The 22,250-nt window shown below is 37.8% G+C and carries 22 protein-coding genes; 16 read left to right on the forward strand and 6 right to left on the reverse strand.

Annotation, left to right across the window (positions count from 1 at the left end):
* The first annotated feature begins 20 nt into the window (after nt 1–20).
* The 4 genes from ACOI1C_RS15955 (at nt 21) to ACOI1C_RS15970 (ending at nt 3,019) form a co-directional block, all read left to right on the forward strand.
* On the forward strand, nt 21–698 hold the full coding sequence (locus tag ACOI1C_RS15955; protein ID WP_422511552.1) for a metal-dependent hydrolase: 678 nt from the start codon (nt 21–23) through the stop codon (nt 696–698).
* A gap of 89 nt (nt 699–787) precedes the next feature.
* The gene (locus ACOI1C_RS15960; protein ID WP_422511553.1) at nt 788–1,033 is read left to right on the forward strand and encodes a hypothetical protein; all 246 of its coding nucleotides are present in this window, start codon (nt 788–790) and stop codon (nt 1,031–1,033) included.
* 58 nt (nt 1,034–1,091) lie between these two features.
* Nucleotides 1,092–2,405, forward strand: a complete 1,314-nt coding sequence (locus tag ACOI1C_RS15965) for a DRTGG domain-containing protein (protein ID WP_422511555.1) — start codon at nt 1,092–1,094, stop codon at nt 2,403–2,405.
* A gap of 116 nt (nt 2,406–2,521) precedes the next feature.
* Nucleotides 2,522–3,019: a GNAT family N-acetyltransferase gene (locus tag ACOI1C_RS15970; RefSeq protein ID WP_422511556.1), complete on the forward strand. Its 498-nt coding sequence runs from the start codon at nt 2,522–2,524 to the stop codon at nt 3,017–3,019.
* Between the two features lie 746 nt (nt 3,020–3,765).
* Here ACOI1C_RS15970 and ACOI1C_RS15975 read toward each other — a convergent pair.
* Together ACOI1C_RS15975 and ACOI1C_RS15980 are read right to left on the reverse strand one after the other, a co-directional pair.
* On the reverse strand, nt 3,766–4,281 hold the full coding sequence (locus ACOI1C_RS15975) for a hypothetical protein (RefSeq protein ID WP_422511558.1): 516 nt from the start codon (nt 4,279–4,281) through the stop codon (nt 3,766–3,768).
* Between the two features lie 32 nt (nt 4,282–4,313).
* Nucleotides 4,314–4,631, reverse strand: a complete 318-nt coding sequence (locus ACOI1C_RS15980) for a YtpI family protein (RefSeq protein ID WP_422511559.1) — start codon at nt 4,629–4,631, stop codon at nt 4,314–4,316.
* Nucleotides 4,632–4,776: 145 nt separating this feature from the next.
* Here ACOI1C_RS15980 and ACOI1C_RS15985 point away from each other — a divergent pair, with 145 nt between their 5' ends.
* Entirely contained in the window at nt 4,777–5,715 is a 939-nt protein-coding gene (locus ACOI1C_RS15985; RefSeq protein ID WP_422511561.1) for a DHH family phosphoesterase, read from the forward strand.
* A 158-nt stretch (nt 5,716–5,873) separates the two neighbouring features.
* Entirely contained in the window at nt 5,874–5,963 is a 90-nt protein-coding gene (locus tag ACOI1C_RS15990; protein ID WP_422511629.1) for a DUF3967 domain-containing protein, read from the forward strand.
* A gap of 714 nt (nt 5,964–6,677) precedes the next feature.
* Here the strand turns inward: ACOI1C_RS15990 and ACOI1C_RS15995 are convergent.
* From ACOI1C_RS15995 to ACOI1C_RS16005, 3 genes are all read right to left on the reverse strand, one after another.
* Nucleotides 6,678–6,881, reverse strand: a complete 204-nt coding sequence (locus ACOI1C_RS15995) for a hypothetical protein (protein ID WP_422511562.1) — start codon at nt 6,879–6,881, stop codon at nt 6,678–6,680.
* Nucleotides 6,882–6,991: 110 nt separating this feature from the next.
* Nucleotides 6,992–7,507 carry a sporulation membrane protein YtrI gene (gene ytrI, locus ACOI1C_RS16000; RefSeq protein WP_422511564.1) on the reverse strand — a complete coding sequence of 172 codons (516 nt, stop codon included), beginning with the start codon at nt 7,505–7,507 and terminating at the stop codon, nt 6,992–6,994.
* Nucleotides 7,504–7,845, reverse strand: coding sequence for a YtrH family sporulation protein (locus tag ACOI1C_RS16005; RefSeq protein WP_422511566.1), 342 nt, complete (start codon nt 7,843–7,845; stop codon nt 7,504–7,506). Before ACOI1C_RS16005 ends, ytrI begins: the two co-directional genes overlap by 4 nt.
* A 116-nt stretch (nt 7,846–7,961) precedes the next feature.
* On the opposite strand from ACOI1C_RS16005, the gene dnaE reads away from it, so the two are divergent.
* The 8 genes from dnaE (at nt 7,962) to ACOI1C_RS16045 (ending at nt 18,731) form a co-directional block, all read left to right on the forward strand.
* Entirely contained in the window at nt 7,962–11,309 is a 3,348-nt protein-coding gene (dnaE, locus tag ACOI1C_RS16010; RefSeq protein ID WP_422511568.1) for a DNA polymerase III subunit alpha, read from the forward strand.
* 118 nt (nt 11,310–11,427) lie between these two features.
* A complete protein-coding gene (locus tag ACOI1C_RS16015) occupies nt 11,428–12,669 on the forward strand; it encodes an NAD(P)-dependent malic enzyme (RefSeq protein ID WP_422511569.1) in 1,242 nt (413 codons plus the stop codon).
* A complete protein-coding gene (locus ACOI1C_RS16020; protein ID WP_422511570.1) occupies nt 12,666–13,286 on the forward strand; it encodes a FadR/GntR family transcriptional regulator in 621 nt (206 codons plus the stop codon). The genes ACOI1C_RS16015 and ACOI1C_RS16020 overlap by 4 nt, the downstream gene beginning before the upstream one ends.
* 152 nt (nt 13,287–13,438) lie before the next feature.
* Entirely contained in the window at nt 13,439–14,302 is an 864-nt protein-coding gene (gene accD, locus ACOI1C_RS16025; RefSeq protein ID WP_422511572.1) for an acetyl-CoA carboxylase, carboxyltransferase subunit beta, read from the forward strand.
* Nucleotides 14,296–15,273, forward strand: coding sequence for an acetyl-CoA carboxylase carboxyl transferase subunit alpha (accA, locus tag ACOI1C_RS16030; protein ID WP_422511574.1), 978 nt, complete (start codon nt 14,296–14,298; stop codon nt 15,271–15,273). Before accD ends, accA begins: the two co-directional genes overlap by 7 nt.
* Nucleotides 15,274–15,491: 218 nt before the next feature.
* On the forward strand, nt 15,492–16,451 hold the full coding sequence (gene pfkA / locus ACOI1C_RS16035) for a 6-phosphofructokinase (RefSeq protein ID WP_422511576.1): 960 nt from the start codon (nt 15,492–15,494) through the stop codon (nt 16,449–16,451).
* A gap of 34 nt (nt 16,452–16,485) precedes the next feature.
* Nucleotides 16,486–18,243, forward strand: a complete 1,758-nt coding sequence (pyk, locus tag ACOI1C_RS16040) for a pyruvate kinase (RefSeq protein WP_422511578.1) — start codon at nt 16,486–16,488, stop codon at nt 18,241–18,243.
* A 95-nt stretch (nt 18,244–18,338) separates the two neighbouring features.
* Nucleotides 18,339–18,731 (forward strand): FxsA family protein, encoded by a 393-nt coding sequence (locus tag ACOI1C_RS16045; RefSeq protein ID WP_422511580.1) that lies wholly within the window; start codon nt 18,339–18,341, stop codon nt 18,729–18,731.
* A gap of 273 nt (nt 18,732–19,004) precedes the next feature.
* Here ACOI1C_RS16045 and ytvI read toward each other — a convergent pair whose 3' ends face one another.
* Nucleotides 19,005–20,123 (reverse strand): sporulation integral membrane protein YtvI, encoded by a 1,119-nt coding sequence (gene ytvI / locus ACOI1C_RS16050; protein WP_422511581.1) that lies wholly within the window; start codon nt 20,121–20,123, stop codon nt 19,005–19,007.
* 184 nt (nt 20,124–20,307) lie between these two features.
* On the opposite strand from ytvI, the gene ACOI1C_RS16055 reads away from it, so the two are divergent.
* Both ACOI1C_RS16055 and citZ read left to right on the forward strand, forming a co-directional pair.
* On the forward strand, nt 20,308–20,766 hold the full coding sequence (locus tag ACOI1C_RS16055) for a DUF441 domain-containing protein (RefSeq protein ID WP_422511583.1): 459 nt from the start codon (nt 20,308–20,310) through the stop codon (nt 20,764–20,766).
* A 297-nt stretch (nt 20,767–21,063) separates the two neighbouring features.
* Nucleotides 21,064–22,182 (forward strand): citrate synthase, encoded by a 1,119-nt coding sequence (citZ, locus tag ACOI1C_RS16060; RefSeq protein WP_422511585.1) that lies wholly within the window; start codon nt 21,064–21,066, stop codon nt 22,180–22,182.
* The last annotated feature ends 68 nt before the right edge of the window (nt 22,183–22,250 follow it).

Raw genomic sequence — 22,250 nt, forward strand, 5'->3', positions numbered from 1 at the left:
CCTAAAGGAGGGTGTTGGAGATGAAAGTCTCTTATCATGGGCATTCTGTTGTAAAAGTAGAAGTGAACGGGAAGACAATATTGTTTGATCCATTTATCACTGGTAATTCTTTGACTGATTTAGTGGCGAGTGAAGTGAGGGCGGAGGTTATTCTTTTAACACACGGACATAACGATCATGTTGGCGACACTGTGTCTATTGCTAAGAGGAATGATTCTTTAGTAATTGGACCTGTTGAACTGACTGACTTTTTAAGCAGGAAGGGACTTAAGGTTCACCCAATGAGTGTTGGTGGTGCCTACCAATTTGAGTTTGGAAGAGTTAAGCTCACTCAGGCAATACATGGTTCATCTTATGAAGAGAACAACCAGATAATCTATACAGGTATGCCGAGTGGAATCTTGTTGACGATCCAAGGAAAAACGATTTACCATGCTGGTGATACAGCCTTGTTTTCTGATATGAAATTAATAGGAGAACAAAATGATATTGATTTAGCCTTTTTACCAATAGGTGATAATTTTACTATGGGACCTGTTGATGCTTTGCTTGCAGCTAAGTGGTTACGTGCAAAGAAGATCGTTCCGATTCATTATAATACCTTCCCGGTAATTAAGCAGGATCCAGATGAATTCGTGGCTCAACTTGAATCTGGTGTTGGACAAGTTTTACACGCGGGTGATTTTATAGAATTATAGGGTTAGTTTGAAGCAAAAGAGAAGCATTTGCTTCTTTTTTTTGTCTATTTGCATACATATGAATGGAACAAGCTCTGGAGGGATGTAGGATGCGAAATCGAGTTATTTTATGTTTACTAATTTGTGCGGTGTTATTGAACTACGCGGTTCCACGATTAACCATTCATTTTTCAGGAATAGAAGGGATCTTTGGTTTCGCCTGGTTTATGCTTGCAATATTAGTGATAGGTGGAAACCTTTCTGGGTTTCTATATAGTACAAAAAAACAAAAGATTCGCTTTGAAAATCAGCAACTCAGATCACAAAAAGTTCGCCGTTATCTCACGCAGCATTGAACCAAATGTCATTCACCCTTATAATTAAAAAAGGAATCAAAAGCGAAGGGTGAATGACTTGTCTACAAAGCATGAGCAAATACTGCAATACATAGATGATTTAGAGGTTGGTTACAAGATTTCCGTTCGTCAGATTGCCAAGGATCTGAATGTAAGTGAAGGAACGGCCTATCGAGCGATTAAAGAGGCAGAAAATAAAGGGTATGTAAGTAGTATTGAACGAGTGGGTACGATCCGAATTGAGAAGAAAAAGAAAGAAAACATTGAGAAGCTGACATTCTCTGAAGTCGTAAATATTGTAGACGGTACAGTGCTCGGCGGTAGGGAAGGACTTCATAAAACATTAAATAAGTTTGTCATAGGTGCTATGAAGCTTGAAGCGATGATGAAATATACAGGTGCAGGAAACCTTTTAATTGTCGGTAACCGTACAAATGCTCATCAATTAGCTCTTGAAGCGGGGGCAGCTGTCTTAATTACGGGTGGATTTGATACAGATGAAATGGTGAAAAATCTAGCAGATGAGTTAAAGCTACCGATTATTTCGACAAGCTATGACACCTTTACGGTAGCCACGATGATTAACAGAGCCATTTACGACCAACTTATAAAAAAAGAAATCGTTGTGGTTGAGGATATCTTAACTCCAATTGAGGATACAGTTTATTTAAGAATGAACGATTCAGTTGAAATGTGGTATGAATTAAGCGGAGAGAAAAAGCATAGTCGCTTTCCTGTCGTAGATGCAAGCTTTAAGGTACAAGGAATGGTGACAGGTAAAGATGTTTTAGGATCCGACCGTTCTACCTTAATTGAAAGGATTATGACGAAAAACCCTATAACAGTGAACGAGAAAACCTCAGTCGCTGCTTCTGCTCATATGATGATTTGGGAAGGAATTGAGGTTCTTCCAGTTGTGGATGAATACCATAAGCTTAAAGGAATTATAAGTAGGCAGGATGTCTTGAAGGCCCTGCAAATGATTCAGAGACAGCCACAAGTGGGACAAACGATAGATGATATCGTAATAAGTGGGTTTATCGAGGTCGAGGATCAAAAAGGGGAAGAAGTCTACCAATGTGAAGTCACCCCTCAAATGACCAATCATATTGGAAATATTTCTTATGGTGTTTTTACAACAATCGTAACAGAGGCGGGGAGTCGTGCCTTACGCTCGTATAAAAAAGGCGAGTTAGTCGTTGAAAATATCACCATCTACTTTATTCGACCCGTCCAAATTGATAGTCTTATCGAAGTAAGACCAAAAGTGTTAGAAGTTGGGCGTAAATTTGGGAAAGTAGATGTTTCCGTTTTTAACGAGGGAGTTATCGTAGGAAAAGCAATGATGATGGTTCAGTTGATTGATCGATAATATGGAAATTGCTTGAGAGCTAAATCTTAGTGATTTAGTTCTTTTTTAGATATAACCTGGTGCAACTTTTGATATGATTTAGTGGAGAAAAATAAGTCTATTTAAGAGGTGAACCAATGAAAAATTATCAACTTAACACGAATTCAGTTGCTTTAGAATTCTATAAGAACGAATTTGATTCTCCGCTTCAGGATTACCATTTATCAGGCGAACAACTAAACTTCACAGCTCATCCTTTAGAGGCCTTAATCAAGTGCCAAGGTGAGCCAAAACGACATCCAATTGTTATTCTCTATAATAATGTCCCTGCAGGTTTCTTTGTCCTTCACTTAGGGGATGGTGCAAAGGAGTATAGCGAGAACAAGAAAGCAATTCTATTAAGAGCCTATTCAATTAGCACACCTTTTCAAGGGGAAGGAATAGCCAAACGATCTTTAATTTTACTTCCGACATTTGTGAATGAGCATTTTCCTGAGATAAATGAAATTGTTCTTGCTGTAAACCTAAAGAATACCATTGCACAAAAACTATATTTTACATGTGGTTTTGTTGACACTTGTAAAAGAGTGATAGGCAGAGCAGGAGAACAATACATTTTACAAATGAAGTTATAATTTCACTGTTTTCTTGGGCTATGTTACCATTTTTAAATACTAATATCATAGAAAATTAAAATATAAACTGATTATCCCACTAGCTCAGAATAAGTAGTCGTGTTGGTGTTTTTCTTTAAGCTCTTTCTCTAAAAAGTGTCAGGCAACCCTTAAATAAATGAGTTGATTGGAACAGTTGGTGCTAGGGCACCTGCTTAGAGCAGTGGGACAGGTGAGACTCAACACATGGCGTTCTCGGCCGAGGAGGCTCACCGCCCACCCCGGGGAATGGTGCATCCTCTCGTTACAATCAACCCCTATTCTAAAAAGCTACAAAGTTTTTCGAAAACAGATTTTCTATAGAAAATCCTAAATAGAAACACATTTGACCTTTTCTTAAAAAACAATTGGTGTCGGAGAATTTCGTTCTGAGTTAAAGGGATAATCATTTTCAATTTTATTGGCGATTATCTGTATATATCGCCGATTTTACTTTGATTTCCGAATAAGTCATACTTTACTCCCATTACTAGGTGGTTTCAGGTATCGAACAAAAATCCCCTAACCATGGGTTAGGGGATTCATAGAAGGAGAAATGAAAATTACAAATTTGGTCATCGACCATCCATTGCTATAGTTGGTTATTGGTAACGGGTAAAAGTGTGACGGGTTATGGATCATTGGTTTACCATTGCCATCAAATCAGTACCAAGGTACTCCAAGTATTCTCCTTCTATGCCTTGAAGAGGAGTCTCACCTCTTCAAGGTTAAAAATAATTCGCACTATCAAAATCTACTTGAATGGAATAGTTTTTCGCGTTTATTAGATTAGAAAGCTTGTTTGCTAGACGCTCACATTCTAGCCCTTTTAGTCGATAGGATTCTGGATCAAACATAGCAACCTTCGTAAGCGATATATTTTCCCCATAGGAGTAAAGATGCTCTATCTTCTGGTAAGTTCCAAATTCCTTACATTTTTTAGCTTTAGCCCTTAGCTGGGTAGCATATTCTATGGCTTCAACAATACTTAGAGCCTCTTCGTTGAAAATAATCTCATTTTCAATATTCGCTTGATACATCAGCTTGTCGAGTAAGCGTAAATCTTTTCTAACAACCTCTAAATCATTTTCGACATCCAAAAGTGAACGAGGTTGTTTAGGTAATTCATGACCAACTTCAATTTGAACAAACGCTACTCGATACATTTCTTCTTCTAATTCGTGAATTCTTTTTGATAATATACTTTTTAATTTTACAGCTTCTGCAAGGGATACTTTAGTCATACCTAAAAGCTCCTTTATCATATATTTACTAGCTATTTTTTAAAACTTGTTTTTTTGTTATTTCTAGCTTCTTCCACCACTCTAGGATAATAATATTTATATGCTTTTACCCCTGCCCAAATACTGCCACCACCTACTAGTAGTAGTATAATTCCGATTATTAATGCGATCGTTGTTGGCAGGGCAATCATCTGGTTTAGAGCAAAACATACGATAAAAGCACCTAATGCAATACTGGATTTAGCTGAAATCCAGCCTCGATGCATGGGTTCTTTTACTCTAAAATATTTGATTTTAAAATAGGCGTAAAAGGATAAGGAAAAAATGATTAATATAATAAATATAGGCATGCTCGTCCTCCAAACTGTTCTCATATACCCTTCTATTTTACTCTCTAGATCAGTAGATTTCCAATAATATAATTCGTCTTCTTTCACATTTAAAAGAAAATGTGTTTAAATATAGGTACTAATTGACGCAAAGTTGGTGACATGGATGAAAGAACAAATTATAGATGCGATTGAACAATTCGATACCATAATCATACATAGACATGTAAGACCAGATCCCGATGCATACGGTTCACAATGTGGATTGGCTGAAATCCTAAAGGCTTCTTACCCGAAAAAAGAAATTTATGTTGTCGGTAAGGAAGAGAAATCTTTCACTTTTTTGCATACGTTAGATATGGTTAGTGATGAACAATATAATGATGCCCTTGTGATCGTCTGTGACACCGCTAATCAAGAAAGAGTTTGTGATCAGCGTTTTAATCTAGGCTCGCTGTTGATTAAAATTGATCACCATCCAAATGAGGATCCGTATGGAGATATTATTTGGGTGGATACATCAGCAAGCTCTGTGAGTGAGATGATTTATGAGTTCTACTTGTACGGTAAAGATAAAGGACTTTCAATTAATCAAGAAGCAGCAAGACTTATTTATGCAGGAATTGTGGGAGATACAGGCCGTTTTTTATTTCCAAGTACAAACGTGAAAACCTTCAAATATGCAGGTGAATTAGTACAATATGGATTTAATTTTCCTGAGCTATATGATGGCCTTTATACGATCAAAATGAATGTGGCGCATTTAAGTGGCTATGTCTTACAAAACTTCACCTTATCTGAGACTGGTGTAGCTACGATGGTCATTAAGAATGAAATCTTACAAAAATATCAAGTTTCACCATCAGATGCATCACAGCTTGTCGGATCCCTTGGCAGTATAGAAGGTATTATAGCCTGGGTATTTTTTGTTGAAGAGGTTGATCAAATTCGTGTAAGACTGCGTTCGAAGGGACCAGTTATTAACACAATTGCGGCAAAATACAGAGGTGGAGGACATCCACTAGCAGCAGGAGCCTCCATTTATTCATGGGAGGAAGCAGATCAAGTCATTTCGGATTTAGAACAATTATGCAATCCAAAATAAAGAGGTGGGAGTTCATGACTAAGTAGTTCAATTTCTTGCCCTAAATGGAACTACTTTTCAAACTGTATTTCGTATATGAAAATGAAGTAAAAATAACAAGGGAACTTACACATTATTTTAGAAAATACCCTATAATGGTATTAAGATGTTGATGATGTATTGACACAAAACTCGAGGAAAGAGATCTTAGACTAATTGAAGGATTAAGAGAATCACAAGAAGCTAGAAAAGAAATTGCAGGTGGTTAGGAAAAGAAAAAAGGTTTTTTTACGAGACTTTTTAGATAAGATGAAAAACACATAATCACCATATAGATTACAAAAGAAAAACCAAGAGAGACTAGGGTCTCTCTTGGTTCAATAAAGCTTACTATTTCTTTTTCACAAATTTAACTAGTTTAAAAACAATAAATCCTATTAAAGAAACAATAATTAAGAATAGTAGTAATCCTATTGGACTGAAAGTAATCATTTATTCCCATTCCTTATTAAAATGCATATAAATTAAATGAACCAGTATTGGTTGTAATTCTAGTATAGGCATTAGTTCCTATTACGAATCAAATATGAAATTAAATGTAAATTTTAAGCCAAAACGAATTGTTAAATCCGTTATGGCTATTTTATGTTAATTCACAGATTAATTCGTAAGACGAACCAAGACTCTACAATAAAAATTTCAGTAGTTTGAAAAGGTGTACAAATTGATATGTGAAAATACACCTAAATATCATTAAAATGTTGAAATAACAATAAAAAATCACATACGAATTATAATGAGAATCCGTATGTGAAAGTCATTGTTTTTTAATGTTGTACTTCAAAACTGAACTACTTAGTTCATGACTCTTCCCCTCTTTATTTTGTTCCATAAAAAATCCTAATCCTATTGTCGTTTTGCAAGGTCTTTGTCAAAGCTCTACTAAAAATTGTGGTTTAAAAAAGAGGGGGTTTCTTTAGAGGTTAGTTACTTTGAGATTCTGACCTTTCTTTCACAGGAATAAACCATGATCCAATTTCCGTACAATCTTCATAAACATCAAGGTTAAGTAGTTTAATTTCCTTTTTTAACATGGCTGCAGCTTCTTTTGTTTCAACATAAGCACAATAGCCAGAAATAATTTGTTGAAGTTTAACCTTTACTATTTGCTTTCGAGTTATAATCAATGGATTTCCCCCCCGTTACAAAATAAGAACATTCTTCAATGCCTATATCTATTGTATACAGTTGGGTGGGGGATTGCTCATGATTTCAGAATATTACATTAATTATTGATTTATTTGTTGTTTTCTTTGAACTGTAACATAACTTGAATCTCAAGATTGGTATTCAGCAAATAAATACCTCTCACGTCAAGCCGATAATCTTTTTCATCAATTGTAAAGACTTTGTTTTCGATAGCTCTTATGATTAACTCCTGACTTTGATAAATGGTATTTAGTTCTTTTGCAATTAAATGATTAATTTCCTTTTTTGCTACTGACTCGAGTTGAAACTCTCTAAAGGTATCAAACTTATAATCTTCGGCATTCGTCAGCTTTACATTTATTTCTTGTAGGGTTAGTCCTTTTTGATTTTCTTCGTTTAACTTTTTATAATCATCTTGCCATATTTGAATATGATCTTTTAAATCTTCTATTTCTAAAGCTTGTTTTGAAATATGCTTAATCTGAATATCTTGAAATACTCCAAACATATATACAAATAAGATCCAACTAATAAGTGCACCAAAGACTCCACCTGCAAAAAAACGTTGCCAGCTTCCTTTCTCATAATACGGCGGAATTCTCATACATTTGGTTCCTCCTGAGCAAGCCAATTAATAATTAAGGCGCCTGTCTGTGCACCACCTGTCGCTGAGCAAATGAAGAAAATTTGTTTCATTATATCCCGGGTATCTGCTTCAAATATCCCCTTCTCAAAGCTATAAAAGGCATCGAATGATCCACCGATTGCCGCAACAATTGCCCATATTTTCAGACTGCTTGCCAGTCTTACCATAATCATCAATGGTGGATTTCCTACGAAAAAAGCCCCTAACCCTCCAACAATACAGCCCCCAAGAACAACTCCCAGTGCAACGAAATAACTACTAAAGAAAAAAACGACAAACCCATCTTTTAATCCCATGTCTTGTTCACCCCTCTACTCCATTTATATGGACATCCCCTGAGAAGTATGTTTTGATTTGGTCCTTGATAGCCTCTATAATGAAAAAAAAGAGATCGAATGAAGGTGGGGGAAAAATGGGCTTTGTTCACCTCCAAGTGAAAAGTGCATACAGTTTATTGACGAGTAGCTGTAAGATACATGATTTAGTGAGGGTGGCGGTAGAACTTGGGTTTACATCCTTAGCAATAACGGATGACAATAATTTGTATGGGGCGATTCCTTTTTATAAAGCATGTCTGGCAAAAGGGATCAAGCCCATTATTGGATTAACTATTTCAGTATTTGAAGATGAATCGGAGAAAAAATCTTTTCCGCTACTCTTATTGGCTAAGAATTTCAAAGGCTATCAGAATTTACTTAAGATTAGTAGCACCGCACTAACGATGGACCGGAAGGCTGTTTTAAAGAAATGGCTAGTAGCATATAAAGAAGGGCTGTTTGCCATCACTCCTGGATTAAAAGGGGAAGTTGAACAGTATATTCTTCAAAAAGAGACAGATAAAGCAGAGAAAACGGCTCTACAATTGAAACAGATTTACGGTAGTAGCTTTTATTTTTCCATTCAACAGCACCGTTTAGAAGAAGATAAGCAAATAAATGAAGCAATAGTTGAACTAGGACAAAAACTTCAGATTCCATGTGTTGCTGCAAATGATGTTCACTACATAGAGAAAAAGGATTCGTTTGTTCATGATTGTTTGCTAGCCATTAAAAATGGAAATCGAGTCTCAGATGATCATAGAGAAAGACTTCCAAATAATGAATACTATTTAAAAACAGAAGAAGAAATGAGACAGCAATTTAATGGGTTTGAAGAGGCTGTTCAAAATACAGCGAGGATTGCTCATGAATGTCAGCTTACAATTGAATTTGGTCAAAGGTTTTTACCTAAATATGCTGTCCCTGATGAGTTAAATGCTCATGTTTACTTAGAGCAAGTATGCTTAGAAGGGCTTAAGGCAAAAAAAATAGACAAAGTGGTTTACCAAGAACGTCTTCAATATGAGCTTCGGGTAATCAGGGAAATGGACTTTAGCGATTACTTCTTAATCGTTTGGGATTTTATGAAGTATGCGCATGACCATAATATCTTGACAGGACCAGGTCGTGGATCTGCTGCTGGTTCACTTGTTGCCTATGTTTTATCGATTACCAATGTGGATCCCATTAGGTACAACCTTTTATTTGAGAGATTCCTAAATCCTGAACGAATCTCAATGCCTGATATTGATATAGATTTCCCAGATGACCGAAGAGATGAAATGATTCAATATGTTTCAAAAAAATATGGTCCAATACACGTTGCTCAAATTATTACGTTTGGAACGCTTTCAACAAAGGCTGTTCTTCGTGATGTGGGTAGGGTTCTTGGGGTTTCACCGAAAGAGTCAGACGCAATAGCACGGAAGGTTCCGTCCCGTTTAGGAGTTACTCTAGCTCAAGCCTATCAAGAATCAGATTCTTTTCGAACACATATCGATCAGTCTAGCTTAATTGGAAAATTGTATGAAGTGGCACTAAAGCTTGAGGGGTTACCGAGGCATACATCCACACACGCTGCAGGAGTCATCATTAGTGATATTGCGTTAACGGAGATGGTTCCGATACAAGACGGTCATCAAGGAGTCTATCTAACTCAATATTCAATGGATATTTTAGAAGACATTGGCTTACTAAAAATGGATTTTCTAGGTCTTCGGAACCTTACTATTCTCCAACGGATTCTAGATATGATTCAATGGGAAAAAAAGGTGAAACTAGAACTTGAAGATGTACCACTTGACGATCCTAAAACATTTGAGTTGCTAGGAAGTGGTGACACAACTGGGATCTTCCAACTCGAATCGTCTGGAATGAGAAGCGTATTACAGCGTCTAAAACCAACCCATTTCGAGGACATCGTTGCAGTCAATGCTCTTTATCGACCAGGTCCAATGGAAAATATACCTCTCTATATAGAAAATAAACGAAATACGATAACCTATCCTCATCCTGATTTAGAAGACATATTAAAAAGCACGAATGGTGTCATAGTTTACCAGGAACAAATTATGCAGATAGCGGCCTTGATGGCGGGTTTTTCTTTAGGAGAAGCAGACCTATTAAGACGCGCCGTTAGTAAAAAGAAGCTTGAGGTCTTAAATTCAGAGCGAAAGCATTTTGTAGATGGATGTACTCGTAAAGGGTATACGTCGCTCGTTGCTCACGAAATTTATGATTTAATTGTAAAATTTGCGAACTATGGTTTCAATCGAAGTCATGCTGTTGCCTACAGTATGATTGCGTACCAGCTAGCTTATTTAAAGGCGAATTTTCCGTTATATTTTATGGCAGCGTTGCTGACGAGTGTTATTGGAAATGAGGATAAGATCGCTCAATATATTCGTGAATCCAAAACAAAGAATATTAAAGTTCTGCCACCATCCATAAACAAAAGTCATTTCCCCTTTCAAGTCCAAGAGGGAGCAATTCGCTTCAGTTTAGCAGCAATTAAAAGTGTAGGCGTTCAAACATTAAAAAGGATAGTTGCAGAAAGAAAGCAACGTCCGTTTCAGGATCTATTTGACTTTTGCGTGAGAACAATGGTCAATCGTAAAACGATGGAATCTCTTATTTTTGCAGGATGTTTTGATGAATTTGGGGAAGAAAGATCCACTTTCCTAGCGAGCCTTGATGTTGCCTTGAACTATGCAGAGCTAGTGAAACCTGAAATTGGAGGTCAAATGGACATCACGTTCGAAGAGGAATTGCTGTTGAAGCCACAATATGTTCGAATGGAACCATTTAAGGATGAGGAAAGGCTTCAGTTTGAGGTGGAGGCTGTCGGCTTTTATTTATCAAGTCATCCTGTTACGGCTCATGAAAAATATTGGAGAAAATATCAACCGTTACTCGTTCAGAATGCCAAAACAGGGCATATGAATAAGAAAGTGACCATTGTGGCCCTTGTTGTTCATGAAAGAACCATTCGAACAAAAAAGGGTGAGCAAATGTCCTTTATTCTAGTAAGTGATGAGACTGGAGAAGTAGATGCTACCATATTTCCTTCTACTTATAGGGAATTTCAGTCCTGTTTTCAAGTTGGAAATGTTCTATTACTAGAGGGGAAAATGGATTTGCGAAATGGAGAACCACAATTAATCGTCCAAAAAGTGAAGTCGATGGAAGTACTAAAAGAAAATCACGTAGATCAAAAATTGTTTGTAAAGATCGAACCAAATGATGAGAATCAAGAAACTTTATCACAGTTAAAACATCTATTTAGTCAGTATCATGGAGATACTGAAGTGGTACTGTATTATGTTGAAAGCCAGAAGTCGATTAAGCTCCCAAAAGAATATCATATTGACCCTGTAAACGAATGTTTACAGAGGATCAAAGAGGTTATTGGGGATAAAAATGTTGTCTTAAAATCATTTTAATTCTTTACATCTATCGAAAATTTGATATATTGTTAAATAGTCGGACGTGGTCAGACCACTTTTTTTAAAAAAAATAGACCACCCCCACCCACGTAATAGTTAGGAGAGTGAACAAATCATGTCTACTTTAAAAGAAGAGGCATTACATATTCATCGTATTAATCAAGGGAAATTAGAATCAAAATCAAAGATACCTGTTCGAAATGCTTATGACTTAAGTCTTGCCTATTCACCAGGCGTTGCAGAGCCTTGTAAAGCCATTTATGATGATAAGAGCAAGGTATATGAGTATACAATGAAAGGTAATATGGTGGCGATTGTTTCAGACGGAACAGCAGTATTAGGGTTAGGCAATATTGGCCCAGAAGCAGCATTACCCGTTATGGAAGGTAAGGCAGTGTTGTTTAAAAGCTTTGCAGGGGTTGATGCTTTCCCAATCTGCCTTGCTACAACTGATGTTGAAAAAATTATTGAAACTGTAAAGCTATTAGAGCCTACATTCGGCGGCGTTAATCTTGAGGATATTGCGGCTCCTAATTGCTTTGTTATAGAAGAGAGACTAAAGAAAGAAACGAATATTCCCATTTTTCATGATGATCAGCACGGGACAGCCATTGTGACGGTTGCAGGTCTTGTAAATGCATTAAAGTTAATTGGTAAGAGCATGTCTGAAATTAAAGTAGTGGCTAATGGAGCAGGTGCAGCTGGTATTGCCATCATGAAACTGCTTTACCGTTACGGTGTTCGAGATATTATCATGTGTGACTCTAAAGGTGCCATTTACGAAGGAAGACCCTTTGGGATGAATAGTGTGAAGCAAGATATCGCAACTTACACAAACCGAAAGAAAATTGAAGGTAATTTAGTAGATGTGATGAAGGGTGCAGATGTTTTTATTGGTGTTTCAGTGGAAGGTGCATTAACGAAGGAAATGATTCGTGAAATGAATCAGGATCCTATTATATTTGCTATGGCAAATCCAAACCCTGAAATCATGCCAGAAGAAGCTAAGGAAGCAGGGGCAAGAGTCATTGGAACAGGAAGATCTGATTTTCCTAACCAAGTGAATAATGTTTTAGCCTTTCCAGGAATTTTTAGAGGAGCTTTAGATGTTCGTGCAACTCATATTAATGAACAAATGAAGATCGCAGCCGTTGAGGCAATTGCAGGATTAATCACGACAGATGAGTTAAAAGAAGATTATGTGATTCCTGCACCATTCGATCCTCGAGTAGCACCTGCTGTTGCTGCAGCAGTTGCAAAGGCGGCAATGGAAACAGGTGTCGCTAGAATCCAAATGGATCCAGAGGCAATCGCTGAGAAAACACGTCGATTAGCAATCATCGGAAAAGACGAGTGAGTTCGGCTGTACCGAAGCCACAATCAAAGGTTTTTATTGAGACGATTAAACAGATACATGCAATGATTGAAACGGATTCCCTAAAGCCAGGTGATAAACTCCCTTCTGAGAGAGAATTATCAGACCGGCTCAAAGTTGGTAGGTCCTCAGTTCGTGAAGCACTAAGGGCTCTTGAACTTTTAGGTTTGATCGAAACCAAAAGAGGCGAAGGTACATTCGTTAAAGATTTTGGTGGTCACCACCTTGTTGAGCTTGTTGGAAGCTTTATTCTGCAAAATGATGAAGCAAAAGAAGATTTACTTGAGACAAGAATGTTAATCGAAGAACAGGCACTAGTCTTAGCGTGTGAAAAAATGTCAGAAACTCAAATTGAATTACTGAAGAGGCTCGTCATTGAAAAACAAGAAGATTACCATGAGACAATTATGAGGACTATCATACTTTGTTCAAATAATCGGCTCTTATTTAAGATTTGGCTTCTACTTTCTGAATATGATTCCGCATCATCAGCTGAGAGGAAAACTGTTTCAGATGAAGTCTATGAAAAACTCATTTCGTCTTTTGAACAAGGAGATCGTGAGGAATCACGTAAACTTTATCGAAAATGGAGAGGTTGAATTAATTGTCGAATGAGAGACGACAAAGTTCTACACCATCCTGCCTTGAATTTAAGTACAGTTAAAAAGAATTAATCTTGATGTTTCTAGCACTTATAAATTCATGGTATACAGTGAAACTCGCAGGGATCACGATTAAGGGAGGTTAACCGTTGTTAAAAGATTTGTTCACCAAAAAGAAAAAATATGCGACGATTCCTTCTGAACAAAGTAAGCTAGATGTTCCAGAGGGTATTATGACAAAGTGTCCAAAGTGTAAGAAGATTATGTATACAAAGGAATTAGTTAAGAATTTACGGGTTTGTATGAGTTGTGATCACCATTATTCGATGACTGCCTATGAGAGAATTGAGAGTCTATTAGATGAGGGCACATTCAAAGAATTTGATCGAGATATGATTTCAGTAAACCCATTAGGATTTCCTGATTACCTTGATAAATTAGCTAAGGACCGAGAGAAAACGGGTTTAAATGAAGCTGTTCTTACAGGTGAAGGAGAACTTGGAGGACATCCGCTAGTTATTGCAGTAATGGACTCCTCTTTCCGTATGGCTAGTATGGGTTCTGCTGTTGGAGAAAAAATAGCCAGAGCAATAGAACAAGCTATGGAGAAAAAAATCCCATTTATTGTGTTTACAGCATCTGGTGGGGCAAGAATGCAAGAAGGTATTTTAAGTCTCATGCAAATGGCGAAAATAAGTAGCGTTTTGAAAAGATTTAGTGAAGCTGGTTTGCTCTATATATCAGTCATGACCCATCCTACTACAGGTGGTGTAACAGCTAGCTTTGCCTCTTTGGGTGATTTCAATTTTGCTGAGCCTGGTGCTCTTATCGGATTTGCTGGAAGAAGAATTATCGAGCAAACAATTCGAGAAGATCTACCAGAGGACTTTCAAACGGCGGAGTTTTTATTGAAGCATGGTCAGCTTGATCGTGTCATTCACCGCTTAGAGATGAAGGAAACCTTAAACAATATTTTAGATATTCATGAGCCGGGAGGGAAGCTAGAATGCTAGGAGAATTAGAGTTTGAGCGACCGGTGACCCAATTGAAAAAAAAGATTGCAGAGCTTAAAGAGTTTACTAAGAATGCAGATGTCGATTTATCCAGTGAAATAGAGAAGCTAGAAGTAAGGTTAGAAAAACTAGAATCAGATGTTTACGGGAATTTACAGCCATGGGATCGTGTTCAAATTGCCAGACAGCCTGAACGTCCAACTACTCTGGATTACATAAAATATCTTTTTACAGGCTTTTTTGAGTGTCACGGAGACCGCTATTATGGTGACGACGAAGCAATTGTTTCGGGTATTGCGAAGTATCAAGGTTTACCTGTTACCGTTATCGGACATCAGCGTGGTAAGGATACAAAAGAAAACCTTCGTAGAAACTTCGGAATGCCACACCCTGAAGGCTACAGAAAAGCACTTCGGCTGATGAAGCAAGCAGAAAAGTTTAATCGTCCTATTATCTGTTTTTTAGATACAAAGGGTGCATTTCCTGGTAAAACAGCCGAAGAAAGAGGTCAAGGAGAGGCTATTGCCAGAAACCTTTTTGAGATGGCTGGTTTATCTGTGCCTGTTATTTGTATTGTCATCGGCGAAGGGGCAAGTGGTGGAGCATTAGCCATCGGTGTTGGGAACCATGTATTTATGCTCGAGAACTCTTGGTATTCAGTTATTTCACCAGAAGGTGCTGCTGCTCTCCTATGGAAGGATGCGGGCCTCGCAAAAAAAGCGGCAGAGACTATGAAGATCACAGCACCTGATTTGTTGGAATTAGGCGTGATTGATGATATTATTCCAGAGGTAAAAGGCGGGGCTCATCGCGATATAGCTGAGCAAGCTAATTTAGTGGATGGCTACCTGAGAAAATCCTTGAAAGAACTATTACAATTGAATGGTGAGCAGCTCCGATTGCACCGATATGAAAAATACAAAAAAATCGGTCAATATGCGTTTGTAAACGATACCATTAGCGTGAAATAAGGAAACGTGCAGCTCCTCCCCCTTGAGGAATGCACGTTTTACTTATGTTTGGCTATTGTTTTCAATTTTTCTTCATGTTATTTTTAAAACATTGGAATGAAAGAGACGCATACTTTCACATACTAGATATATATATGTACAGAATTTACCATTAAATGTATACTGGTTTTTCTTACTTTTAAAGTGAAATCGTCTCATAAAGATAAAGAGGTGGAAGAATGAAGAGAATTGCCGTTTTAACGAGTGGTGGGGACTCACCTGGTATGAATGCTGCAGTGCGTGCTGTAGTGAGAAAAGCCATTTATCACGACTTAGAGGTTTACGGGATCTATCAAGGCTACACAGGCTTAATCACAGGTCAAATCAAAAAGCTAGAGCTAGGTTCAGTGGGTGACATCATCCAACGTGGAGGAACTTTCCTCTATACAGCTAGGTCTGAAGAATTTAAGACACTTGAGGGTCAAAAAAAGGGCATTGAGCAGCTCAGAAAGCACGGCATTGAAGGAATCGTTGTGATTGGTGGCGATGGGTCTTACCGTGGAGCAGAAAAGCTGACCGAGCACGGCTTTCCATGTGTAGGTGTTCCGGGTACTATCGATAATGACATACCAGGCACAGATTTCACGATAGGTTTTGATACAGCATTAAACACGGTTATTGATGCGATAGACAAAATCCGTGATACGGCAACATCACATGAACGTACATATATTATTGAAGTTATGGGGCGGCATGCAGGAGATATTGCTCTTTGGGCAGGGCTTGCAGGTGGTGCCGAGACGATCTTAATTCCTGAAGCTGACTTCGAAATGGATGAAATCGTTTCACGCTTAAAACGTGGCCATGAACGAGGGAAGCGTCACAGTATTATTGTTGTTGCAGAAGGCGTTGGAAGTGGAGTAGAGTTTGGGAAACAAATTCAGGAGGCTACGAATTTAGAAACTCGTGTTAGTGTTCTTGGACACATTCAACGAGGAGGTTCACCAACAGCTTTCGACCGAGTGTTAGCTAGTCGATTGGGAGCACGTGCAGTTGAACTTTTAATAGAAGGTAAACAGGGTCGTGCAGTAGGAATTAGAAGTAATCAGCTTGTCGATTTCTCGATTTCAGAAGCTTTAGCACAAAAACACACTGTAGATCTTGACATGTACAAGCTCTCTACTGAGCTTTCAATTTAAAACAGATTCATATAATAAAAAGGGAAGTGTATTCATGTTACGTAAAACAAAAATCGTTTGTACAATAGGTCCTGCAAGTGAAACTGTTGAAAAGCTTATGCAGTTGATGGAAGCTGGGATGAATGTAGCAAGATTAAATTTTTCACATGGTAATTTTGAAGAGCACGGAAATAGAATTATAAACATTCGTGAGGCAGCAAAGCGAACGGGAAATACAATTGCCATTCTTTTAGATACAAAGGGTCCAGAAATCCGTACTCATACATTTGAAAATGGTTCCGCCGAGCTTGTAACTGGATCAGAGGTTTCTATTTCAGTAGAAGAGGTTGTAGGAACGGCTAATCGCTTCTCGGTCAGCTATCCAGGTCTAATTGAAGATGTTACAATAGGCTCTAGAATTTTACTTGATGATGGACTAATTGAGCTTGAGGTAATGGGTAAGGGAACAAATGAAATACTAACTAAAGTGTTAAATAGCGGAACAATTAAAAACAAAAAAGGGGTAAATGTTCCAAATGTTAAAGTTAGGTTACCTGGCATGACAGAAAAGGATGCCGATGACATTAGGTTCGGAGTAGAACAAGGAGTAGACTTTATTGCCGCATCATTTGTTAGAAGAGCTTCAGATGTTCTGGAAATAAGAGAATTACTCGAAAGCAATAGAGCTTCACATATTCAAATCATCCCTAAGATTGAAAATCAAGAAGGGGTAGACAATATTGAAGAGATACTTGAAGTATGCGATGGATTAATGGTTGCTCGTGGAGATCTTGGTGTAGAAATACCTGCTGAAGAAGTTCCACTTGTACAAAAAGACTTAATCAAAAGATGTAATGCAGTTGGGAAGCCTGTTATCACAGCAACTCAAATGCTAGATTCCATGCAAAGAAATCCAAGGCCAACAAGAGCTGAAGCTAGTGATGTTGCCAATGCAATTTTTGATGGAACAGATGCTATCATGTTGTCTGGAGAGACAGCGGCCGGCTCCTATCCAGTAGAAGCGGTAAAAACCATGCACAATATAGCTTCTAGGGCTGAACAAGCTTTACAATACCGTGAAATTCTTCAAAACAGAAGTCGCATCAGTGGTACCACGATTACAGATGCCATCGGACAATCGGTTGCTCATACGGCCTTGAACTTGGATGCAACTGCGATTGTAACACCAACAGAGAGTGGCCATACGGCTCGAATGATTTCTAAATACCGTCCGAAGGCTCCAATTATTGCCGTAACTTCTGATGAAGGTGTATCACGAAAACTGGCTTTAGTTTGGGGAGTTACGGCTAAGATTGGTGAAAAAGCAAGTACCACAGATGAAATGCTAGATATTTCTGTACAAGAATCAATCAATACTGGACTCGTCAAACATGGAGACCTCATTGTCATTACAGCGGGGGTTCCCGTAGGAGAAGCAGGAACAACAAACCTAATGAAGGTTCATGTTGTCGGAGATATCATTACTAAAGGGCAAGGAATCGGAAGAAAAACAGCTTTTGGTAAGGTTGTTGTTGCCAATACCGGTGAGGAAGCCAACGCTAAAATGTTGGATGGTGGAATCCTAGTAACGATCAATACAGATAGAGATATGATGCGTGCACTTGAAAAAGCTGGGGCACTAATTACAGAGGAAGGTGGCTTAACAAGCCATGCAGCTGTGGTGGGATTAAGCTTAGGAATTCCGGTAATAGTTGGTGTCGAAGGGGCAACAACTTTACTAAAGGATGGCCAGGATGTAACGGTAGACGCTTCAAGAGGAGCTATTTATACAGGGCATGCAAGTGTTTTGTAATACATTCATCACTCATATGATATAGTGTAGAGAAGGGTTATCCCTTCTCTTTTTTATTTATCAAAGACTTTTTAGTTATTCGGAGGAATGTAGTGATGTTTAAATTATTGCTTGCCTTGATTATTATTGTCCCTGCTATGGAAATTGGGTTACTTATCGTTGCTGGAAATGTAATAGGAACAATTCCGACAGTTTTGCTTATCATTAGTACAGGCGTTATTGGTGCTTGGCTTGCAAAGAAACAAGGACTTCGAGCCATCGGGCAAGTCCAGCAGCAAATTCAAAACGGTCAGATGCCAGGCGAAGTTATTGTAGATGGACTCTGCATCCTAGTTGGTGGTGTGCTACTTTTAACCCCAGGATTTATAACAGATACAATCGGTTTCATTTTGTTATTTCCAGGCGGTAGAAAGCTAGTGAAACCATATATTTTCAACATGATTCGCTCAATGATGAACAGGAATACAATTACTTATATAAGAAGATAGACGTCTAGAGAGGGGCCGGGTAGAGCGGGCTCTTTTTTTGTTGTAAGTAACAAACTTTTGTGAAAAAATGTCTTATCGCTGATATATTAAAATAATCGCCGATAAAACAATCAAGTGCGGAGGGCCTCTTTAATTTATCCGCATTTTTATACTTCTAACGACCTGAATTCAACTAATAACTCAAAAATTGAGCATTTCCCTTACCTATAATAAGGAATCTTGCAGTGACTTAACCCAATCCAACAAAAAAAGAGCCGACTCGCGGCTCTTTCTTCAGACTGTTTTGCTTCCTGCAATATAATTCCATAAATCTCTGAATACATTAGCAGTATGAAGTGTTTTGAAAATAACAAGAATCACTGGACCAATGATAAGACCTAGAAAGCCAAATAGCTGATAACCAACGAAAAGGGATACTAGCGTTGCAAGTGGGTCTAAACCAATACTTGATGATAATATTTTCGGCTCCATAATTTGTCTTTGCACAATAACAATCGCATATAGAACTAGTAAACCAATTGTAAACGGTACATCACCAGTGAAGAATGAATAAATGATCCATGGAACAAAAACAAGACCTGTTCCTAGGTAGGGTAGAATGTCGACGATTCCAATGATAAGAGCAATTGTAATGGCATACTCAACTCGTAAAAAGAGTAATCCAATTAAAACAATAACTGTTGTGATTGAGATTAGAGTAGCCTGAGCCTTAATGAACCCAAAAAGAGCCTTTTTCAAGTCAATAAATACTGATTTTCCACTTTCGCGTGCCTTTTTTGGAAGCAGATTAGAAGAACGTCTGTTAAGTTTCTCCCAATCCTTACTTATAAAGAAGGTAGCTAGGAGAGCGAAAATAATAACTGTCGCAGCGTTTGGAATCCAACCAACAGCTATCGGAATGCTACCTAAAATACTTTCTAGTACGCCTTTTCCGGAATTAATAATATTGCCTGCAAAGTCTTCAATGTTTGCAGTAATGGTTTCTTTTTGACCGGGATCAAGATTTTCAAACGTGTTGGCTAATTGATTGTACAAAGGAATAATTTGACCTGCAAAATATTGTTCAATATAGGTAACTAATTTTTCGAAATGCTGGGGAACACTTGTAGCTAAGTAGTTAGAACCATTAATGATTTCAGCAATTAACAAGGTTAAAAGTCCAGCAATAACTGCAAAAACGAGGGTGAGTACTAGAAAAACAGCTAAGTACCTAGGCATCTTTATTTTCTCTTCAAAAATAGTAACGAGTGGATTAATCATATAAGCAATGATTATGGCTATAATAAACGGGTATGTAACGCTTGATAAGTAGTAAAAAGCTAGAAAACCACCAATAACGACTCCAATAACTAGAAAGAATCGTAATATTTGATAAATGAGCTTGTAATTCAATTAAAATCCTCCTCTTCTACCTTATAGTAATATTTTACAATGAGATGCCAATGAAATAAAGGAAATACAGTGGATTAGGGAAGAATTTCTGTAAGAAACGAGATTTCTTGGATAACTTTTCTTGTTGCAACAAAAAAAAGTATGGTAACATGATAAAGCCTCCAATTGAAGGGAAGTGTACTGTATGTTTACGCAGCCTGTACTATTTCTGATTATTCTTTTACTTGTGGGGTTACTAGCCAAAAATCAATCATTGATCTTTTCGGTTGTCTTTTTGTTAGGTATCAAGCTTACCGGTCTAAGTGATAAACTGTTTCCTTCTATTCAAGCGAAAGGCATTAACTGGGGTGTCACGATTATTACAATCGCTGTTTTAGTACCCATTGCAACAGGAGAAATTGGGTTCAAACAGCTCGGTGAAGCGGTAAAATCAGCCTATGCATGGGTAGCTTTAGCGTCTGGTATAGCAGTTGCTCTCATTGCGAAAAGCGGATTAACGCTATTAGCCGATGACCCCCATATAACAGTTGCATTAGTTTTTGGTACGGTTTTAGCAGTTGCTTTATTTAACGGAGTAGCAGTTGGACCAATGATAGGAGCTGGTATTGCCTTTTTAGCGATGAAACTCTTGGAGCTGTTTTGATCTAAACGAGTTCAAAATATTTTACTGTAATAATAATTATATGAACTAATTGGTCCTATCAGTTCACAAAAATCTGATAATTGTTTATAATGAAGCTTAGTGATAGTGTTTGTCCAATAGGGAACACTAGACACATAGAATCAACATCCTACATCCTACATCCTACATCCTACATATTCATGATAAACTTAAAGGTAGGTTTATCACGATTTTTTGTTGTGTTATAAAATGTAAGCATTTAAGAGGGATATCAGAAATTTGGGATGGGAAAAAAATAGTAAAAAGGAGAGGTTTTTTATGACAGCAACACGAGGTCTTGAAGGCGTTGTAGCAACAACTTCGTCTATCAGTTCTATTATTGATGATGTACTTACTTATGCAGGGTATAATATTGACGACCTTGCTGAACATGCTAGCTTTGAAGAGGTGGTTTACTTACTTTGGCACGGCAAGCTACCAAACGAATCTGAGTTAGACGAATTAACGAAACAACTTGCTGAAAATGCAACACTTCCACAAGGAGTACTTGACCATTTTAAATCCTATCGAATTGACCAAGTTCATCCAATGGGTGCAATTAGAACCGCTGTCTCACTTTTAGGCCTTTATGATGAAGAAGCAGACGTGATGGAAGATGCAGCTAATTATCGTAAAGCCATCCGTCTTCAAGCAAAGCTTCCAGCAATAGTGGCTGCTTTTTCTAGAATTCGTAAAGGCTTAGACCCAGTAGCTCCTAGAAAGGATTTAGGAATTGCTGCAAATTTCGTTTATATGCTAACAGGAAATGAGCCTGATGCAGTTGCGATTGAGGCGTTAAATAAAGCATTAGTCCTTCACGCTGATCATGAATTAAATGCTTCTACTTTTACAGCACGTGTTTGTGTAGCAACGTTGTCAGATGTATATTCAGGTGTTACTTCAGCAATCGGTGCATTAAAAGGTCCTCTGCATGGTGGAGCAAACGAGGCAGTAATGAATATGCTTGCAGAGATTGGCGATGTGGAGAATGTTGAATCTTACCTTACAGAAAAATTCAACAATAAAGAAAAAATTATGGGCTTCGGACACCGTGTCTACCAAAATGGAGATCCGCGTGCAAAACATCTTAAGAAGATGTCAAAAGAGTTAACGGCTGCTACAGGCGAGCCAAAGTATTATGATATGTCTATCAAAATTGAGGAAATGGTTACCTCTCAAAAAGGAATACCTGCAAACGTTGATTTTTATTCTGCATCTGTTTACCATAGCCTAGGTATTGATCACGATTTATTCACACCAATATTCGCAGTAAGCCGAGTATCTGGATGGTTAGCTCACATTTTAGAGCAATATCAAAACAATCGTATCATCCGTCCGCGTGCAGAATATACAGGTCCAAGAAAGCAGTCTTACATTCCAATCGAGCAACGCAGCTAAATAATACAAGATTAGGTTAGATAGAGATTCTCTTTCTAACCTCTAATTACTTATAAAACATCTAACTG

Origin of the sequence: Bacillus sp. DJP31, assembly GCF_049310945.1 — a bacterium.
Classification (GTDB): Bacteria; Bacillota; Bacilli; order Bacillales; family SA4; genus Bacillus_BS.

What these genes read in the sequence shown, in the direction of transcription:
- ytrI (WP_422511564.1), bottom strand. Translation starts at nt 7,507, where the DNA reads ATGAGAATTCCGCCGTATTATGAGAAAGGAAGCTGGCAACGTTTTTTT.
- accA (WP_422511574.1), top strand. Translation starts at nt 14,296, where the DNA reads ATGCTAGGAGAATTAGAGTTTGAGCGACCGGTGACCCAATTGAAAAAA.
- ACOI1C_RS15960 (WP_422511553.1), top strand. Translation starts at nt 788, where the DNA reads ATGCGAAATCGAGTTATTTTATGTTTACTAATTTGTGCGGTGTTATTG.
- ACOI1C_RS15985 (WP_422511561.1), top strand. Translation starts at nt 4,777, where the DNA reads ATGAAAGAACAAATTATAGATGCGATTGAACAATTCGATACCATAATC.
- ACOI1C_RS16015 (WP_422511569.1), top strand. Translation starts at nt 11,428, where the DNA reads ATGTCTACTTTAAAAGAAGAGGCATTACATATTCATCGTATTAATCAA.
- citZ (WP_422511585.1), top strand. Translation starts at nt 21,064, where the DNA reads ATGACAGCAACACGAGGTCTTGAAGGCGTTGTAGCAACAACTTCGTCT.
- ACOI1C_RS15970 (WP_422511556.1), top strand. Translation starts at nt 2,522, where the DNA reads ATGAAAAATTATCAACTTAACACGAATTCAGTTGCTTTAGAATTCTAT.
- ACOI1C_RS16055 (WP_422511583.1), top strand. Translation starts at nt 20,308, where the DNA reads ATGTTTACGCAGCCTGTACTATTTCTGATTATTCTTTTACTTGTGGGG.
- pfkA (WP_422511576.1), top strand. Translation starts at nt 15,492, where the DNA reads ATGAAGAGAATTGCCGTTTTAACGAGTGGTGGGGACTCACCTGGTATG.
- ACOI1C_RS15980 (WP_422511559.1), bottom strand. Translation starts at nt 4,631, where the DNA reads ATGCCTATATTTATTATATTAATCATTTTTTCCTTATCCTTTTACGCC.
- ACOI1C_RS15955 (WP_422511552.1), top strand. Translation starts at nt 21, where the DNA reads ATGAAAGTCTCTTATCATGGGCATTCTGTTGTAAAAGTAGAAGTGAAC.
- dnaE (WP_422511568.1), top strand. Translation starts at nt 7,962, where the DNA reads ATGGGCTTTGTTCACCTCCAAGTGAAAAGTGCATACAGTTTATTGACG.
- pyk (WP_422511578.1), top strand. Translation starts at nt 16,486, where the DNA reads ATGTTACGTAAAACAAAAATCGTTTGTACAATAGGTCCTGCAAGTGAA.
- ACOI1C_RS15975 (WP_422511558.1), bottom strand. Translation starts at nt 4,281, where the DNA reads ATGACTAAAGTATCCCTTGCAGAAGCTGTAAAATTAAAAAGTATATTA.
- ACOI1C_RS16045 (WP_422511580.1), top strand. Translation starts at nt 18,339, where the DNA reads ATGTTTAAATTATTGCTTGCCTTGATTATTATTGTCCCTGCTATGGAA.
- ACOI1C_RS16005 (WP_422511566.1), bottom strand. Translation starts at nt 7,845, where the DNA reads ATGGGATTAAAAGATGGGTTTGTCGTTTTTTTCTTTAGTAGTTATTTC.